The organism is Pseudomonas sp. RW10S2 (assembly GCF_014268985.1).
In the GTDB taxonomy this organism is placed as follows: Bacteria; Pseudomonadota; Gammaproteobacteria; order Pseudomonadales; family Pseudomonadaceae; genus Aquipseudomonas; species Aquipseudomonas wayambapalatensis.
Map to the genome: position 1 here is coordinate 13,351 of NZ_JABWRO010000069.1, position 15,592 is coordinate 28,942.

17 protein-coding genes are annotated in these 15,592 nt (G+C 64.5%); 11 read left to right on the forward strand and 6 right to left on the reverse strand.

The features are described from left to right. Window positions 1-40 precede the first annotated feature (40 nt). Window positions 41-772 carry a hypothetical protein gene (locus HU729_RS15770; RefSeq protein ID WP_186670063.1) on the forward strand — a complete coding sequence of 244 codons (732 nt, stop codon included), beginning with the start codon at window positions 41-43 and terminating at the stop codon, window positions 770-772. 200 nt (window positions 773-972) lie between these two features. Here the strand turns inward: HU729_RS15770 and HU729_RS15775 are convergent, their stop codons facing one another. Continuing rightward, a complete protein-coding gene (locus HU729_RS15775; protein ID WP_186710927.1) occupies window positions 973-1,824 on the reverse strand; it encodes an SDR family oxidoreductase in 852 nt (283 codons plus the stop codon). Between the two features lie 192 nt (window positions 1,825-2,016). On the opposite strand from HU729_RS15775, the gene exbB reads away from it, so the two are divergent. From exbB to HU729_RS15805, 6 genes are all read left to right on the forward strand, one after another. Continuing rightward, window positions 2,017-2,979 (forward strand): tonB-system energizer ExbB, encoded by a 963-nt coding sequence (gene exbB, locus HU729_RS15780; protein ID WP_186670067.1) that lies wholly within the window; start codon window positions 2,017-2,019, stop codon window positions 2,977-2,979. A 3-nt stretch (window positions 2,980-2,982) separates the two neighbouring features. Continuing rightward, window positions 2,983-3,411, forward strand: a complete 429-nt coding sequence (exbD, locus tag HU729_RS15785; protein ID WP_186670069.1) for a TonB system transport protein ExbD — start codon at window positions 2,983-2,985, stop codon at window positions 3,409-3,411. After that, a complete protein-coding gene (locus HU729_RS15790) occupies window positions 3,408-4,142 on the forward strand; it encodes an energy transducer TonB (RefSeq protein ID WP_186670071.1) in 735 nt (244 codons plus the stop codon). The genes exbD and HU729_RS15790 overlap by 4 nt, the downstream gene beginning before the upstream one ends. Window positions 4,143-4,235: 93 nt before the next feature. After that, complete coding sequence (locus tag HU729_RS15795; protein ID WP_054894878.1) at window positions 4,236-5,162, forward strand: hydrogen peroxide-inducible genes activator; 927 nt, start codon at window positions 4,236-4,238, stop codon at window positions 5,160-5,162. Between the two features lie 4 nt (window positions 5,163-5,166). Beyond that, window positions 5,167-7,245, forward strand: a complete 2,079-nt coding sequence (recG, locus tag HU729_RS15800) for an ATP-dependent DNA helicase RecG (RefSeq protein WP_186670073.1) — start codon at window positions 5,167-5,169, stop codon at window positions 7,243-7,245. 80 nt (window positions 7,246-7,325) lie between these two features. Beyond that, window positions 7,326-8,729, forward strand: a complete 1,404-nt coding sequence (locus HU729_RS15805) for an aminoacyl-tRNA deacylase and HDOD domain-containing protein (protein WP_186670075.1) — start codon at window positions 7,326-7,328, stop codon at window positions 8,727-8,729. Window positions 8,730-8,768: 39 nt separating this feature from the next. Here the strand turns inward: HU729_RS15805 and HU729_RS15810 are convergent, their stop codons facing one another. The 4 genes from HU729_RS15810 to HU729_RS15825 form a co-directional block, all read right to left on the reverse strand. Further along, a complete protein-coding gene (locus tag HU729_RS15810; protein WP_186670077.1) occupies window positions 8,769-9,146 on the reverse strand; it encodes a helicase in 378 nt (125 codons plus the stop codon). Between the two features lie 152 nt (window positions 9,147-9,298). Next, on the reverse strand, window positions 9,299-9,598 hold the full coding sequence (locus HU729_RS15815) for an HU family DNA-binding protein (RefSeq protein ID WP_016394014.1): 300 nt from the start codon (window positions 9,596-9,598) through the stop codon (window positions 9,299-9,301). Between the two features lie 187 nt (window positions 9,599-9,785). Beyond that, window positions 9,786-10,934 carry an FAD-dependent oxidoreductase gene (locus tag HU729_RS15820; protein ID WP_186710928.1) on the reverse strand — a complete coding sequence of 383 codons (1,149 nt, stop codon included), beginning with the start codon at window positions 10,932-10,934 and terminating at the stop codon, window positions 9,786-9,788. A gap of 30 nt (window positions 10,935-10,964) precedes the next feature. Then, entirely contained in the window at window positions 10,965-11,132 is a 168-nt protein-coding gene (locus HU729_RS15825) for a rubredoxin (RefSeq protein ID WP_011536423.1), read from the reverse strand. Window positions 11,133-11,298: 166 nt separating this feature from the next. On the opposite strand from HU729_RS15825, the gene HU729_RS15830 reads away from it, so the two are divergent. Continuing rightward, window positions 11,299-11,856 (forward strand): chorismate lyase, encoded by a 558-nt coding sequence (locus HU729_RS15830; protein ID WP_186670081.1) that lies wholly within the window; start codon window positions 11,299-11,301, stop codon window positions 11,854-11,856. Next, window positions 11,856-12,746: a 4-hydroxybenzoate octaprenyltransferase gene (gene ubiA / locus HU729_RS15835; RefSeq protein ID WP_186670083.1), complete on the forward strand. Its 891-nt coding sequence runs from the start codon at window positions 11,856-11,858 to the stop codon at window positions 12,744-12,746. The genes HU729_RS15830 and ubiA overlap by 1 nt, the downstream gene beginning before the upstream one ends. A 196-nt stretch (window positions 12,747-12,942) precedes the next feature. On the opposite strand, the gene HU729_RS15840 is transcribed toward ubiA, so the two are convergent. Beyond that, window positions 12,943-13,314 carry a hypothetical protein gene (locus HU729_RS15840; protein WP_186710929.1) on the reverse strand — a complete coding sequence of 124 codons (372 nt, stop codon included), beginning with the start codon at window positions 13,312-13,314 and terminating at the stop codon, window positions 12,943-12,945. A 169-nt stretch (window positions 13,315-13,483) separates the two neighbouring features. On the opposite strand from HU729_RS15840, the gene phoB reads away from it, so the two are divergent. After that, on the forward strand, window positions 13,484-14,173 hold the full coding sequence (phoB, locus tag HU729_RS15845) for a phosphate regulon transcriptional regulator PhoB (RefSeq protein WP_003253341.1): 690 nt from the start codon (window positions 13,484-13,486) through the stop codon (window positions 14,171-14,173). Between the two features lie 45 nt (window positions 14,174-14,218). Continuing rightward, window positions 14,219-15,526, forward strand: a complete 1,308-nt coding sequence (gene phoR / locus HU729_RS15850; RefSeq protein ID WP_186670087.1) for a phosphate regulon sensor histidine kinase PhoR — start codon at window positions 14,219-14,221, stop codon at window positions 15,524-15,526. The last annotated feature ends 66 nt before the right edge of the window (window positions 15,527-15,592 follow it).

The window sequence follows — 15,592 nt, forward strand, 5'->3', positions numbered from 1 at the left end:
GCGCCCGGCCTGCCGCCTTCCCTTCCTGAAGGTTCCCACCATGCGTCATGCCCTGCCTCTCGCGCTGGCAGCCCTGCTTCTGGGCGGCTGCGCCAGCCACAAACCTGAAGATTTCAACGGCACCTGGATCAACCAGGATGCCATCGACGCCGCCGTCAAGGGCGACAGCTTGCGCAAGGCGCTGTCCAGCCATGGCCCGGTGTTCGAATGGAAGATCGACGTCGCCAGCCAGCAAGCTCGCTACAGCAATGGCTTCGAAGCCGCCGAGGGCAGCCTCGTCGCGGCGGACAAACAATGGCAAGCCAATTTCGAAGGCGGCCAGAGCGAGCGATTGAGCCTCGACGGCGACGAATTGCAAACGACCGATACCTCCGGCGCCAAACAGACCTTCGTGCGCAGCAAGCCCCCGACACCGGCCGACGCCCCACTGGGCGGCAGCTTCGAGAAGGCGCTGTACAAGGCATACCTGGGCGGTGAATGGAAAATCGTCGAAGGCCCGGGCCAGGGCGCCAAGGTCCGCTTTGCCGACGACGGCGGCGTGACCGGCCTGCCCGATCTGGACCGTTACGCCCTGTGCCTGGCCGGAGATTGCGCGTCCATGGGCGGCGACAACGACAGCCTCTGGCTGGAGCGCGACCAACGCGGCGCCCCCTGGGTGTTCAAGCGTGATGACGACAAGCTGGAGATTTTCCGCGCGGTCAACCGGGCGCAGCCCGACGAAATGCCGGAGCTCGCGGCTGGCGCGCGGCAGTGGGTGCTTGAACGCGACTGATCCGCTACTTGCAGGAGCAATTGTCTCGTCCAGAATCTGACAGCCAGCCCAATCCCTGTGGGAGCGGGCTTGTGCCGCGATCACCGGCGAAGCCGGTGCCATGCAGCGCGGTATCCGATTCGCGGGCAAGTCGGGGCGCCGAACCGCCGCTCCCACAGGGATACCCGGTCAGCCTCGACACCGGTGGTCGAGGCTTGGCTTCAGCCTTTCAGGATCGCCGCGTACCCTTCCTTGTAGCTCGCATACTGCGGCACCCAGCCCAGCGCCCGTGCCCGCGCATTGCTGCAGCGCTTGCTGCCGGTGCGGCGCACGCGCTGCTCGTCCGACCACTCGGTAACGCCCATGTACTGACGCAGCCAGGCCACCACCTCGGCCAGCGGGGCTGGATCGTCGTCGACACCGATGTAGCAGTCCTGCAGCTCCACGCCTTCCGCGTCAGCCTGCAGCAGGAACGCCAGCAACCCGGCCGCGTCCTCGGCATGAATGCGATTGCCGTACAGCGGTGGCTCCTCGACCACCCGGTATCCCTGGCGCACCTGGCTCAGCAGCCATTCGCGGCCGGGACCATAGATACCCGTCAGGCGCACCACGCTGGCGGGAATCCCGCTCTCGAGCGCCAGGCGTTCGGCCTCCAGCATGATCCGCCCCGAATACCCCTCGGGCTCGGTGGCCGCACCTTCCTCGACCCACTCGCCGTCCTGCTGCGCATAGACACTGCTGCTGGACACGAACAGCAAGCGGCGCGGGCGTTGCCCTTTGTGCGCCAACCAGGCCAGTACGTTGCGCAAACCCTCGACATAGGCGGCCCGATAACCGGCCTCATCGTGCTGGCTGGCCGCCACGCAATACACCAGGTAGTCCGGCGAACGCTCGGGCCAGGCGGCAGGAACACTGGCGTCGGACAGATCGGCCGCCACCGGCAGAACGCCTGCAGGCAGTTGTCCCACCGTGCGGCGCAGCCCATGCACCTGCCAGCCGCGAGCAAGCAGTTGCCGGGCCAGGCGGCTGCCTACATCACCACAACCTACGATCATCGCGGACAGATCCGACATCACTTCACTCCATAACGAAAGGCCCAGGCTAGCCGTATTAGACGATCAGCGGCTATCCAAGGCGTAAAAAAAGTTACTCTATTACTTTTGTTAACAAGAATTACTTGCAATAATGGCGCCCTGATCAGTTCTCGGCCCGCCTCGAGGCCATGGAGAACACCACCTTATTTTTCTTCATCAGGTCCGGCCAGCATGACTCGTACTCAACCTTCCGCTTCGCCAACCACGTCGCGCGCCTGGCGCGCCATCGCCGCGCTGCTGTTCAGCCTGGTGCTGGCCCCGGCCGCCATGGCTGAAGAGCCTGCCGCCAACGGCGCCACCCCTCCTGCGGCAGTCGCTCCGGCTGATCCGGCCGCCACCGGCCAGGCACCTGCCAACGCCGCTGAGCCCACCGAGGCCCAGGCGCCAGCAGACGAGAACGGCGAAGCGCTGGTCGAGGACACCTCGCTGGGCATGGCCCACGACCTGTCCCCATGGGGCATGTACAAGAACGCCGATATCGTCGTGAAGGCGGTGATGATCGGCCTGGTCATCGCCTCCATCATCACCTGGACCATCTGGATCGCCAAGGGCTTCGAGCTGATGGGCGCCAAGCGTCGCCTGCGCAGTGAAATCGCCCTGCTGAAGAAGTCCGCCAGCCTGAAAGAAGCCAGCAGCGTCGCCCACAAGGAAGGCACCCTGGCCCACACCCTGGTCCACGACGCCCTCGAGGAAATGCGCCTGTCGGCCAACGCCCGCGAGAAGGAAGGCATCAAGGAACGTGTCAGCTTCCGCCTGGAGCGTCTGGTCGCCGCCAGCGGTCGCAACATGAGCAGCGGCACCGGCGTGCTCGCCACCATCGGCTCCACCGCGCCATTCGTCGGCCTGTTCGGCACCGTGTGGGGCATCATGAACAGCTTCATCGGCATCGCCAAGACCCAGACCACCAACCTCGCCGTCGTTGCCCCAGGCATCGCCGAAGCCCTGCTGGCCACCGCCCTGGGCCTGGTCGCCGCGATCCCGGCCGTGGTCATCTACAACGTCTTCGCCCGTTCCATCGCCGGCTACAAGGCGCAGGTCTCCGACGCCTCGGCGCAGGTCCTGCTGCTGGTCAGCCGTGACCTGGACCATCAGGCTGGCGAGCGCGCCGCCCCGCACATGGTGAAAGTGGGGTAAGCCATGGGCCTGCATCTCAACGAAGGTGGCGACGACCTCGCCGAGAACCACGAAATCAACGTCACGCCGTTCATCGACGTGATGCTGGTACTGCTGATCATCTTCATGGTTGCCGCACCACTGGCGACGGTCGACATCAAGGTCGACCTGCCGGCCTCGACCGCAAAACCCGCACCGAGGCCCGAGAAACCGGTGTTCGTCAGCGTCAAGGCCGACAAGAAGCTGTACGTCGGCGATGACGCGGTGCCCCTGCCCGAACAGCTTGGCGCGATGCTCGACGCCAAGACCAAGGGCGACAAGGAAACCACCATCTTCTTCCAGGCCGACAAGGGTGTTGACTACGGCGACCTGATGGAAGTGATGAACACCATGCGCGCGGCCGGCTACCTCAAGGTCGGTCTGGTCGGACTCGAGACGGCAGCCAAGAAATGACGAACAAGCGCTCCAACCTGGTGCGCTACGGTGGCAGCCTCGCAGCCGTGCTCGGTGTGCACGTGATCGCCGTAGTGCTGACGCTCAACTGGTCGGTGCCCCAGGCTATCGAGCTGCCGCCGGCAGCGATGATGGTCGAGCTGGCGCCGATCCCAGAGCCCGCGCCACCGCCACCACCGAAAGCGGCTCCACAGCCGCCTGCGCCGGTCGAAGAGCCACCGCTGCCCAAGCTGGTGGAGGCTCCGAAACCGAAAATCGCGATCCCGAAGCCGCCCAAGCCGAAGGCCAAGCCCCAGCCGCCCAAGCCCGAGAAAAAGCCTGAGCCGCCGAAGGACGAACCACCGGCCAAGGAACAAGTGGCCGATACCGCGCCCAGCAACGCGCCGCCGCAGAAATCGGCAGCGCCGCAGCCGAGTATCGCCTCCAACAGCAACGCCCTGCCGACGTGGCAAAGCGACCTGCTGCGTCACCTGGCGAAGTACAAGAGGTACCCGGAAGACGCGCGTCGCCGTGGCCTGCAAGGGATCAACCGACTGCGCTTCGTGGTCGATGCCGAAGGCAAGGTGCTGTCGTATTCATTGGCCGGAGGCTCAGGCAGTGCTGCACTGGACCGCGCGACGATGGACATGATCCGCCGCGCCGGCACGGTACCCAAGCCGCCTGCGGAGTTGTTGAACAATGGCACGATCGAGGTAGTGGCGCCCTTCGTCTACTCGTTGGACAAGCGCTGATACATTGCATCTGTCACAAAACCGCAAGTCTGATAACGTGCGTCTATCGATTGCACCCGCTATGCTGGGGCCGCAACTTCATGGACGCACGTTATGACCCTCACTGAACTCCGCTACATCGTCACACTCGCTCAGGAGCAGCACTTCGGCCACGCCGCCGAACGTTGCCACGTCAGCCAGCCGACCCTGTCGGTCGGGGTGAAGAAGCTTGAGGACGAGCTGGGCGTGCTGATCTTCGAACGCAGCAAGAGCGCCGTGCGCCTGACACCGGTCGGCGAAAGCATCGTCGCCCAGGCGCAGAAGGTGCTCGAGCAGGCCCAGGGCATTCGCGAACTGGCCCAGGCTGGCAAGAACCAGCTCACCGCACCGCTGAAGGTCGGCGCCATCTATACCGTCGGCCCCTACCTGTTCCCGCACCTGATTCCACAGCTGCACCGGGTCGCCCCGCAGATGCCGCTGTACATCGAAGAGAACTTCACCCACGTGCTGCGCGAGAAACTGCGCAACGGCGAACTGGACGCGGTGATCATCGCGCTGCCGTTCAACGAGGCCGACGTGCTGACGCTGCCGCTGTACGATGAGCCGTTCTGTGCGCTGATGCCGGCCGACCACCCCTGGACCGCCAAGAAGACCATCGACACCGCCTTGCTCAACGACAAGAGCCTGCTGCTGCTTGGCGAGGGTCACTGCTTCCGCGACCAGGTGCTCGAAGCCTGCCCGACGTTGAACAAGGGTAACGATGCTTCGAAGCACACCACGGTCGAATCCAGCTCGCTGGAGACCATCCGGCATATGGTCGCCTCGGGCCTGGGTGTTTCGATCCTGCCGTTGTCGGCGGTGCACAGCCATCACTACGCCCCGGGCGTCATCGAAGTGCGTCCACTGACAGCGCCTGCACCGTTCCGAACCGTGGCCATCGCCTGGCGCGCCAGCTTCCCACGGCCAAAGGCCATCGAGATCCTCGCCGACTCGATCCGCCTCTGTTCGGTCGCCAAGGCGCCTGCGCCACAGCCGGCCTGATGCCATGACGGAGTTGTCGAAGGTCCCGGTCACAGAGCTCAAGGGCGTCGGCGAGGCCATGGCGGAAAAGCTCGCCAAGGTCGGCCTGGAAAGCCTGCAGGACTTGCTGTTCCACCTGCCACTGCGCTATCAGGATCGCACCCGCGTCGTACCGATCGGCGCCCTGCGTCCGGGTCAGGATGCCGTGATCGAAGGCGTGGTCAGCGGTGCCGACGTGACCATGGGCAAGCGCCGCAGCTTGGTAGTGCGCCTGGGCGACGGCACGGGCGTGCTGAGCCTGCGCTTCTATCACTTCAGCAACGCGCAGAAAGAAGGCCTCAAGCGTGGCACCCACCTGCGCTGCTACGGTGAAGCACGCCCCGGCGCCTCTGGCCTTGAGATCTATCATCCGGAATACCGCGCGCTCAACGGCGACGAGCCGCCACCGCCGGTCGAGCAGACGCTCACCCCGATCTACCCGACCACCGAAGGCCTCACCCAGCAGCGGCTGCGCCTGCTCTGCCAGCTCAGCCTGAGCAAGCTCGGCCCGCGTAGCCTGCCCGACTGGCTGCCGGATGAGCTGGCCCGCGACTATCACCTGGCGCCACTGGACGACGCCATTCGCTATCTGCACAACCCACCCGCCGACGCCGACCTCGACGAGCTTGCCGAAGGCCAGCACTGGGCCCAGCACCGCCTCGCGTTCGAGGAACTGCTCACGCACCAGCTCTCCCAGCAGCGCCTGCGTGAGAGCCTGCGCGCCCTGCGAGCCCCGGTGCTGCCCAAGGCCAGCCGCCTGCCCGGACAATACCTGGCCAACCTCGGATTCAGCCCCACCGGTGCCCAGCAGCGGGTCGGCAACGAGATCGCCTACGACCTCAGCCAGCCAGAACCGATGATGCGCCTGGTGCAAGGTGACGTGGGTGCCGGCAAGACCGTGGTTGCTGCGCTGGCAGCGCTGCAGGCATTGGAGGCCGGTTACCAGGTCGCGCTGATGGCGCCTACCGAGATCCTCGCCGAACAGCACTACATCACCTTCAAGCGCTGGCTCGAACCCTTGGGCATAGAAGTCGCCTGGCTGGCCGGCAAGCTCAAGGGCAAGGCCCGCGCCAGTGCGCTGGAGCAGATCGCCGGCGGCGCCCCCATGGTGGTCGGCACCCATGCGCTGTTCCAGGAAGAAGTGAAGTTTCGCCACCTGGCCCTGGCGATCATCGACGAACAGCACCGTTTCGGCGTGCAGCAACGGCTGGCCCTGCGCAAGAAGGGCGTGAACGGCACGCTGTGTCCGCACCAGTTGATAATGACCGCCACCCCCATCCCGCGTACCCTTGCCATGAGCGCCTACGCCGATCTCGACACCTCCATTCTTGATGAGCTGCCGCCTGGTCGAACGCCGGTCAATACCGTGCTGGTGGCCGACAGCCGCCGCTTCGAGGTGGTCGAGCGGGTCCGCGCTGCCTGCGCCGAAGGGCGCCAGGCCTACTGGGTGTGCACCCTGATCGAAGAATCCGAAGAACTGACCTGCCAGGCCGCCGAGAGTACTTTCGAAGAGCTTGGCAGCGCGCTCGGCGAGCTGCGTGTGGGCCTGATCCACGGGCGCATGAAACCTGCGGAAAAAGCCGCAGTGATGGCCGAATTCAAGGCCGGCCATCTGCAACTGCTGGTGGCCACCACGGTGATCGAAGTGGGGGTGGACGTGCCCAACGCCAGCCTGATGATCATCGAAAACCCTGAGCGCCTGGGCCTGGCCCAGCTTCACCAGTTGCGTGGCCGGGTCGGTCGGGGCAGCGCAGTCAGCCATTGCGTGCTGCTCTATCACCCGCCACTGTCGCAGATCGGCCGCGAACGCTTAGGGATCATGCGCGAGACCAACGATGGCTTCATCATCGCCGAGAAGGATCTCGAGCTGCGCGGCCCCGGCGAAATGCTCGGCACCCGCCAGACCGGCCTGCTGCAATTCAAGGTCGCCGACCTGATGCGTGACGCCGACCTGCTGCCCGCGGTACGCGACGCCGCACAGGCATTGCTGGCACGCTGGCCCGATCATGTCAGCCCGCTGCTGGATCGGTGGCTGCGTCACGGCCAACAATACGGCCAAGTGTGACGCCGGTCCCATTCGTGCCCCAGTTCGGGGCTCAGGATGGTTATACTTCGCGTTTAAAAAGACACCTTTGGAAACAGACCATGACTGAAGTGGCCTTGGACACCGCAACCCCGCACGCTCCGTCGGTCATCCGACTGCTGCTGGACAAGCTCGGCGTAGTCTATCGCGAGGTGTCCGAACACCCGCGGCTGCCCGCGAAATCGCGCGTCCAGGCCGTTCTGCTGGACGACGAAGTCGGCGCGCTCATGGTGCTGTTTCCCCAGAGCCACCTGCTGGACCTGAAGCGCCTGGAAGAGCTGACCGGTCGCACACTCAAGGCCGTGCCGCTGGAGCGTCTGAAGAAGATGCTCGACAAGCACCAGCTCAAGGCGTTGCCGGCGATCCCGGCCCTGACCAGCTCGCCGTGCCTGTACGATGAGCGGCTGCTGGACGCCGACTCGCTGCTGATCCAGTCCGGCGAGGTGGGCCTGCTGCTCGAGATCGCCCGCGACAATTTCAAGCGCATGCTGAGCAAGGCCACTGCAGGCAGCTTTGGCCTTGAAGTCGAAAGTATCCAGCGCAACCTCGACCGCCCCCACGACGACACCAAGGAAATCTCCAACGCGGTCCAGGCCTTCACTGCCCGACGCATCCAGCAGCGCCTGGAGCAGACCATCGAGATCCCGCCGCTGGCCGATACCGCGCAGAAGATCATCAAGCTGCGCGTCGACCCCAACGCCAGCGTCGACGACATCACCGGCGTGGTCGAAACCGACCCGGCACTGGCCGCCCAGGTAGTCAGTTGGGCTGCCTCGCCCTACTACGCGTCACCCGGCAAGATCCGCTCGGTGGAAGATGCCATCGTTCGCGTGCTGGGCTTCGACCTGGTGATCAACCTGGCGCTGGGCCTGGCCCTGGGCAAGACCCTGAGCCTGCCGAAAGATCACCCGCAACAAGCCACGCCTTACTGGCAGCAGTCGATCTACACGGCCGCAGTGATCGAAGGCCTGACCCGCGCCATGCCGCGCGCCGAACGCCCCGAAGCCGGCCTCACCTACCTGGCGGGGCTGCTGCACAACTTCGGCTATCTGCTGCTGGCCCACGTGTTCCCGCCGCATTTCTCGCTGATCTGTCGTCATCTTGAGGTCAACCCGCACCTGTACCACAGCTATGTCGAGCAGCACCTGCTGGGCATCAGCCGCGAGCAGATCGGCGCCTGGCTGATGAAACTGTGGGACATGCCGGACGAGCTGTCTGCAGCGCTGCGCTTCCAGCATGACCCAAGCTATGAAGGCGAGTATTCGGCCTACCCGAACCTCGTGTGCCTGGCCACGTCGCTGCTGCGTTCGCGGGGCATCGGTTCAGGGCCGCAGGAAGAGATTCCGGATGCGCTGCTCGAACGCCTGGGGCTGACGCGCGACAAGGCGGAGGACGTGGTCAGCAAGGTACTGGAAGCCGAAGCGTTGCTGCGCGAGTTGGCATCGCAGTTCCAGGCGCCGCACTGACTGGCAGGAGCGGGGTTTCCCGTTCCTGCACAGGCCGAATCAGCCCTTCTTCTTGCGAGGTTTGAGGTACTTCATCAGCCCCTGGAACCAGATCACCAGTGCCGGGTTGCCCTTGATCTGGATGTTCTTGTCCTGAATCCCCTGCATGAACGCCAACTGCTTGTTGCCAGCCTGCAGGGTGGCAAAGCCGAACGCGGCATCCTTGAAGGCAATGGCAAAGGCCGGCTGTGGGTGCAGGCCACCCTTGCTGCTGATGCGCTCACCACTCACCGTGAAATGCCGGGCCACCTTGCCGTCCAAGGTCTGCATCTGGAACACCAGGTCCTTGTCGCGCAGTTGCTGCTGGAAAGCCGGGTTGTTGCGGCTGGCCCTGGCCATCAGCAGACCCATGGCCCAGAGAAGAAAGCGAAACTTCATCAACGCGCCTCGATTGAAATATGACTGAAGCTCGCAGTTTATCCCTTTCTTAAACTTTTTACGCCAGCTCGCCACATCGTTTCCATACGCCAGAACGCACAACGGGCGCCCTGGGGCGCCCGTTCGGATGACACTGGGGTGTCAGGAATCGATCACTTGCCTTTCTTGGCTGGCTTGGCGGGAGCGTTGACGCTGTCACGCAGGTTCTTGCCAGGTTTGAAGGCAACAGTGTTGCTGGCCTTGATCTTCACCGGTTGACCGGTCTGTGGGTTCTTGCCGGTGCGCGCGCCGCGGTGACGCTTCTCGAAGGTGCCGAACCCGACCAGGGTGACGGTATCCTTGTCGAGCGCGCCAGTGATGCTGTCGAGAATCGCGTTCAGCACCTGATTGGCCTTTTCCTTGGTCAGATCGGCCTTTTCGGCGATGACGGCGGCGAGTTCTGGTTTACGCATAGTGAAGCCTCTTTGACGGGATTTTTGTTGTTATGCCGTGCTACCTGCGAAAGCAGCGCCCAAGGCGCCGCAGGCTCTAATCTGCGGCAGACGGAAGTGAGAATGGCACGCTCACCGAGGCCGCGCCAGTGTCTGGGCGGCCATTGTCGCGCCAAGGACAGGCCAAATGCGACAGTTCGAACGGCATTCAGGCCATAAGCGGTGGAAGCTGCCGATTCAGCGCCAGCTTTTCCATCACCGCCGAGCCCGTTAGGGCATAACCCAGCAATTGGCCATCAGCGCCGTAGCACAGCACTTTCAGGTCGCTGCCCTGCCCTTCGACCTGCCAGGTGCCCTCCCGGCCCATCGGGGGTGGCGAAACCACCAGCGGACACGCGGGCGTCTTTACCGTGACAGGCATCGGACCGTAGCTCACAGCCGTGGTGTTGCCGGCCAGCGTCTGCGCCAGCGCGCGGGCGCAGGCCATCAGCGGCATGACGTAGAGCAGGTTGATACCCTCCACTTCGGCGCAGTCGCCCAGGGCGAAGATGTTGGCGTGGGAGGTGCGCAGTTGGCGATCCACCACCACGCCACGATTGACCTGCAGCCCGGCGGCGGCGGCAAGGTCTGTACGCGGTCGCAGGCCGACGGCCGAGACTACCAGGTCGCAGGCAATCGTTCGGCCATCGGACAAGTGAGCCTCCAGGCCATCGCCCGAGCGTTGCAGACGAGTCAGCACCGGCCCCAGGTGGAAACGCACACCCAAGGCTTCCAGGCCTGCCTGCACCGCCTTGGCGGCGGCGGGGTGCAGTAGGGTCGGCATCACCTGCTCACAGGGCGCCACCACGTCGCACTGGTAGCCACCCAACGTGAGGTCGTTGGCAAACTCGCAGCCGATCAGCCCGGCACCGAGCAGCAGCACGCGCCGCTTGCCGACAGCGGCGGCACGAAAGCGCGCGTAGTCTTCCAGGTCGTTGATTGGAAAAACCAGCTCGGCGCCGTCGCCCTCGACCGGCACCTGTACCGTCTGCGCGCCCAAAGCCAGCACCAGGTCGCGGTAGGGCACCGCCTCCTCGCCGATCCACAGGCGCTTGTGGCCAGGATCGATGCCGCTGATGCGGGTATGGGTACGAATCTCGGCCTTGAGCTGCTCGGCCATGGCTCCCGGCTCGGCCATGCACAGACCGTCGGCGTCCTTGTGCTTGGCAAAGCCGGTGGAAAGCATGGGCTTGGAATAGGAGCGACCGTCGTCGGCAGTGATCAGCAACAGCGGCGTGTCAGCGTCGAGCTTGCGAAACTCCCGGGCCAGGTTGTAGCCCGCAAGGCCTGTGCCGATGATCACCACGGGGGACGTCATGTCGTGCTTCCTCTTGCAGGGGGTCGTCGATCAGCCGATGGCGATCATTTCGAAGTCGCTCTTGCCTACACCGCAGTCGGGGCACAGCCAGTCTTCCGGCACGTCTTCCCAACGGGTGCCCGGAGCGATCCCGTCGTCCGGCCAGCCCTCGGCTTCGTCGTAGATCAGCCCACAGACAATGCATTGCCACTTCTTCATCAGGGTTCCTCGGTCAGGCGTTGTGTTGCTGCTGATGGCCCTTTGCCGCGAAGGACTCACCGCGCAATTCATGACGGGCTTTGTACTGGCCCGGCCGGCAGTATGCAAGCAAACCCGGCAATCATGCTAAGCTCGCCGCCTCTCTGGATGTAACAAGCATACCGACGTGTCGTACGAATCCCCGCAAGCAGCCGCTGTCGCGTGGCTGGCGTATCCACAGCTGGCGAGCGACCTCGACCAGCGCACCCTCGACTGGCTGTTCGACGAAGGCTCCCTGACTCGTCGCCTGACCCGCCTCTCCCACGACCACTTCTGCGTGACGCCGCTGTTCGAAGGCTGGCAGCCACTGCGTGACGACGAATGCCTTGCCCTGGATCTTGCGCCAGGCGCGCAGGGCTGGGTGCGTGAAGTCTATCTGCGTGGCCATGACCGGCCCTGGGTATTTGCCCGCAGCGTCGCCAGCCGCGAGGCCTTGGAGCGCGGCGGCCTCGACCTGGAAACCCTGGGCAGCCGCTCGCTCGGCGAACTGCTGTTCTGCGACCAGGCGTTCATTCGCCATCCCATCGAGGTGTGCACGTACCCACAGGCGTGGTTGCCGACGGAAGTGGCCAGCGCCAACCTCTGGGGCCGCCGCTCGCGCTTCGAGCGCGATGGCCTGGACCTGCTGGTCGCCGAGGTATTCCTGCCCGCGATGTGGCAGGCGGACAAGGAGGTATCGCCCTGATGTACCTGCACCTGCTCAAGTCGCTCAACCGCCTGCACCCCAGGGCCTGGGACTTCGTCCAGCTCAGCCGCCTGGATCGCCCCATCGGCATCTACCTGTTGCTGTGGCCCACGCTGGCGGCGGTGTGGATCGCTGCCAAGGGTGCACCAACCCTGGCCAACGTGCTGATCTTCGGCCTCGGAGTAGCGTTGATGCGCGCGGCGGGCTGCGCGATCAATGACTTCGCCGACCGCAAGGTCGATGGCCACGTCAAGCGCACCGCCGACCGCCCCCTGGCCAGCGGCCGGGTAAAGCCGCGCGAGGCGGTGATGCTGTTCGTGGTGCTGACCGGAATAAGTTTCCTGCTGGTGCTGTGCACCAACGCCAGCACCGTGTGGCTTTCGTTTGGCGGCGTTGCCCTGGCGTTCTGCTACCCGTTCATGAAGCGCTACACCTACTACCCGCAGGTGGTGCTGGGTGCCGCCTATTCATGGGGCATTCCCATGGCCTTCACGGCCGCGGGAGGTGAGCTGCCAGCAGCGGCCTGGCTGCTGTACATCGCCAACCTGCTGTGGACGGTAGCCTTCGACACCTACTACGCGATGGTCGATCGCGACGACGACCTGAAGATCGGCGTGAAATCCACGGCGATCCTGTTCGGCGAGGCCGATCGGGTGATCATCCTGACCTTGCAGGTGCTGTCGCTCGGCTGCCTGTTGCTGGCCGGCAATCGCTTCGAACTGGGGGGCTGGTTCCACCTGGGGCTGCTGGGCGCCCTGGCCTGCTTCGCCTGGGAGTTCTGGTCGACCCGTACGCTGGATCGCGATGCCTGCTTCAAGGCGTTCCTGCACAATCACTGGGCGGGGCTGTTGATCTTCATCGGCGTGGTGCTGGATTACGCGCTGCGCTGAGGGCAAGAGCAACTGTCTTGCTCAAAATCTGAGGCCTGCCCAATCCCTGTGGGAGCGGGCTTGTCCCGCGAACACGGGCGTAGCCCGTGCCATGCAGCGCGGTGTCTTTTTCGCGGGTAAACCCGCTCCCACAGGGGATTGGGCAGGCCTCAGATTTTTGAGCAAGACAGTTGCACCCACAGAGTCCGCGCACGCTTCAGGGTTTGGCGATATGCCAGACGTCCTTCACGCCATCACCGGTCTTGTCTCCGGCTTTCTTGTCCTTGATGAAGGTGTACAGCGGCTTGCCGTCGTAAGCCCACTGCTTCTTGCCATCATCCCGCTCGATCACCGTCCACTTGTCCTTGGCAGCTTCATCCTCGGCCTTGACCAGCAGCGGCGGCCAGTTGGTTGCGCATTCACCGTTGCACATCGACTTGCCTCCGGCATCCTTGTCGAAGGTGTACAGGGTCATGCCGGCATGGTCGACCCACATGCCGTCCTTCTCCATCGCATGGTGCGCCGACGCCACCCCCGGCAATGCCAGCGCAGCGAAAAGGGCCATCCAGCTCAGCGTATGTCGTGTCATTGGAATCACCATCGTGTCGGGGGAAGGAGGGAGAACACCGCCGCAGCGGCCTTGTGAAGCCTAGCCCAGTCACGCAATGTCGCCAGAACGGCCAACGCCTTGTCACACAGCTGCAATAATTCCGTTATCTAATGCGGGCCAAGACACCATAGATGGGAGAGTTTTGAGCATGGTTGGCAGGAACATTCTGATCGTCGACGACGAAGCGCCTATTCGCGAGATGATCGCCGTTGCATTGGAAATGGCCGGCTACGACTGCCTCGAGGCAGAGAACTCCCAGCAGGCCCACGCCATCATCGTCGACCGCAAGCCGGACCTGATCCTGCTGGACTGGATGCTGCCCGGCACCTCCGGCATCGAACTGGCACGCCGCCTCAAGCGCGACGAGCTGACCGGTGACATCCCGATCATCATGCTCACCGCCAAGGGCGAAGAGGACAACAAGATCCAGGGCCTGGAAGTCGGCGCCGACGACTACATCACCAAGCCGTTCTCGCCCCGCGAGCTGGTGGCCCGCCTCAAGGCCGTGCTGCGCCGCACCGGCCCGAGCGACAGCGAGGCACCGATCGAAGTCGGCGGCCTGCTGCTCGACCCGATCAGCCACCGCGTGACCATCGACGGCAAACCCGCCGAGATGGGCCCGACCGAGTACCGCCTGCTGCAGTTCTTCATGACCCACCAGGAGCGCGCCTACACCCGTGGCCAGCTGCTCGACCAGGTCTGGGGCGGCAACGTCTATGTCGAGGAGCGCACCGTCGACGTGCACATCCGTCGTCTGCGCAAGGCACTGGGTGAGGCCTACGAAAATCTGGTACAAACCGTCCGCGGCACCGGCTACCGTTTCTCGACCAAGAGCTGACACGCCCGCACGCTTCGCTGCAAGCCGCTGTACAAGGACTGTGAATTGAACCCGAACTGGCACGCGACCCTGATTCGCCACCTGCTCCTGCTGATCAGCGTCTGTCTGCTCGGCGGGCTGGTCAGCGGGCAATACGGCTGGAGCCTGGCGGTTGGCCTGGCGCTCTACCTGGGCTGGACCCTCAAGCAGTTGCTGCGCCTGCACGAATGGCTGCGCAACCACCAGCCCGACGAAGCGCCGCCGGACGGCTACGGGCTGTGGGGCGAAGTGTTCGACAGCATCTATCACCTGCAGCGCCGCGACCAGCGTGTCCGCGGGCGCCTGCAAGCGGTGATCGACCGGGTTCAGGAGTCCACCGCTGCCCTGCGCGATGCGGTGATCATGCTCGACAGCGATGGCAACCTGGAGTGGTGGAACCGCGCCGCCGAGACCCTGCTGGGCTTCAAGACGCCCCAGGATGGCGGACAACCGGTCACCAACCTGGTCCGTCATCCGCGCTTCAAGGAATACTTCGAAGCGGAAAACTACGTCGAACCGCTGGAAATCCCCTCGCCGATCAATGACCACCTGCGCGTGCAACTGCACATCACCCGCTACGGCAACAACGAGCACCTGATGCTGGTGCGCGATGTGACCCGCATCCACCAGCTCGAACAGATGCGCAAGGACTTCGTCGCCAACGTCTCCCACGAACTGCGCACCCCGCTGACGGTGATCACCGGCTACCTCGAAACCCTGCTGGACAACGTCGAAGACGTGAACCCACGCTGGGCCCGTGCGCTGCAGCAGATGAGCCAGCAAGGCTCGCGCATGCAGACCCTGCTCAACGACCTGTTGCTGCTGGCCAAGCTGGAAGCGACCGACTACCCCTCGGACAACCAGCCGGTGGCGGTGGATACCCTGCTGCAGTCGATCAAGGGCGACGCGCAGGCGCTGTCCGGGCCCAAGCGCCAGAACATCTCGCTGGAAGCCGCGCCGGGCCTGCGCCTGAAAGGCAGCGAGTCGGAACTGCGCAGCGCCTTCTCCAACCTGGTGTTCAACGCGGTGAAGTACACCCAGGAGGAAGGCACCATTCGCATCCGCTGGTGGGCCGACGAGCAAGGGGCACACCTGAGCGTGCAGGACTCGGGGGTGGGCATCGACGCCAAGCACCTGCCGCGCCTGACCGAACGCTTCTACCGCGTCGACTCCAGCCGCGCCTCCAACACCGGCGGCACCGGGCTGGGCCTGGCGATCGTCAAGCATGTGCTGATGCGCCATCGCGCCAAGCTTGAAATCAGCAGCGTGCCGGGGCATGGCAGCACGTTCACGTGTCATTTTGCGCCGGCACAATTGGCGGCAAATCGCAGCTGAGAATCCCCACGGCAAAAAGCATCCCCTTTGCTTTTGCAGCTTCAGCCGCTACATTGGATCCCCTTT

Bases quoted from the DNA above. Each gene is read 5' to 3' on its own strand.
- HU729_RS15770 (WP_186670063.1), top strand. From the start codon at position 41: ATGCGTCATGCCCTGCCTCTCGCGCTGGCAGCCCTGCTTCTGGGCGGC.
- HU729_RS15775 (WP_186710927.1), bottom strand. From the start codon at position 1,824: ATGTCGGATCTGTCCGCGATGATCGTAGGTTGTGGTGATGTAGGCAGC.
- exbB (WP_186670067.1), top strand. From the start codon at position 2,017: ATGACTCGTACTCAACCTTCCGCTTCGCCAACCACGTCGCGCGCCTGG.
- exbD (WP_186670069.1), top strand. From the start codon at position 2,983: ATGGGCCTGCATCTCAACGAAGGTGGCGACGACCTCGCCGAGAACCAC.
- HU729_RS15790 (WP_186670071.1), top strand. From the start codon at position 3,408: ATGACGAACAAGCGCTCCAACCTGGTGCGCTACGGTGGCAGCCTCGCA.
- HU729_RS15795 (WP_054894878.1), top strand. From the start codon at position 4,236: ATGACCCTCACTGAACTCCGCTACATCGTCACACTCGCTCAGGAGCAG.
- recG (WP_186670073.1), top strand. From the start codon at position 5,167: ATGACGGAGTTGTCGAAGGTCCCGGTCACAGAGCTCAAGGGCGTCGGC.
- HU729_RS15805 (WP_186670075.1), top strand. From the start codon at position 7,326: ATGACTGAAGTGGCCTTGGACACCGCAACCCCGCACGCTCCGTCGGTC.
- HU729_RS15810 (WP_186670077.1), bottom strand. From the start codon at position 9,146: ATGAAGTTTCGCTTTCTTCTCTGGGCCATGGGTCTGCTGATGGCCAGG.
- HU729_RS15815 (WP_016394014.1), bottom strand. From the start codon at position 9,598: ATGCGTAAACCAGAACTCGCCGCCGTCATCGCCGAAAAGGCCGATCTG.
- HU729_RS15820 (WP_186710928.1), bottom strand. From the start codon at position 10,934: ATGACGTCCCCCGTGGTGATCATCGGCACAGGCCTTGCGGGCTACAAC.
- HU729_RS15825 (WP_011536423.1), bottom strand. From the start codon at position 11,132: ATGAAGAAGTGGCAATGCATTGTCTGTGGGCTGATCTACGACGAAGCC.
- ubiA (WP_186670083.1), top strand. From the start codon at position 11,856: ATGTACCTGCACCTGCTCAAGTCGCTCAACCGCCTGCACCCCAGGGCC.
- HU729_RS15840 (WP_186710929.1), bottom strand. From the start codon at position 13,314: ATGACACGACATACGCTGAGCTGGATGGCCCTTTTCGCTGCGCTGGCA.
- phoB (WP_003253341.1), top strand. From the start codon at position 13,484: ATGGTTGGCAGGAACATTCTGATCGTCGACGACGAAGCGCCTATTCGC.